Here is a 681-nt window from a genome sequence, read left to right on the forward strand (position 1 = left end):
TACGAATTTTTTAATCACAAATCGTATCATACCATAATGAAGGACTTCCAGCCAAATAATAATCAAATAAATCAGATGTTGTTACAAGCATATAACTAGCGAGTAAACCACCAAAAGAATGATCAGCAAATACTTTTTTTATCATATCGACTTTGTAAGTTTTCTTTAAAAAATCAAACACATCATTTTTAATAAAAGCAATAAATTGTCAGCTTTACCAGAAGCTAATCTGGCCTCTTTAGAATGTCCTCTAGGTTCGTTTGGAGAATATATATGTAGGCATATAATCTCTTGTTCTGCTAATAGTATTCTTTTCTCCTTTTGAACAAGAATATCTAAATATTAAAAACAGAATCTTTACAGCATTTAGTATGTCCCAAATGCAAAAAAGGGAGGTTGAAAACGGTATACCTGTTTGATAACAGAGGATCACCACAGCATTGGTTAGAACGACTGAATCGTCAAAAAAATAGAAGCTCCGAAAAAAATAACGCAATGGCGTAATGGAATACTTATGTCTAAGAGCTTGTTTAAAAACCTTACTTCTTGAAAAAAAATATTTTAAGAACCGTGAGCTTACTTCAAATAATTAAAATATCTCGATATTCTCATCATTTGAAGTGTCCTCAGAACCTCAAACTATTGATTTTCAATTTGTATTCTTTTTAAACATACTCTAAA

1 protein-coding gene is annotated in these 681 nt (G+C 30.2%); it reads right to left on the reverse strand.

The features are described from left to right. Positions 1 to 10: 10 nt before the first annotated feature. Positions 11 to 202 carry a hypothetical protein gene (locus F0000_RS28755; protein WP_368668156.1) on the reverse strand — a complete coding sequence of 64 codons (192 nt, stop codon included), beginning with the start codon at positions 200 to 202 and terminating at the stop codon, positions 11 to 13. Between the last annotated feature and the right edge of the window lie 479 nt (positions 203 to 681).

The sequence above is a fragment of the Aquimarina sp. RZ0 genome, assembly GCF_008370685.1.
In the GTDB taxonomy this organism is placed as follows: Bacteria; Bacteroidota; Bacteroidia; order Flavobacteriales; family Flavobacteriaceae; genus Aquimarina.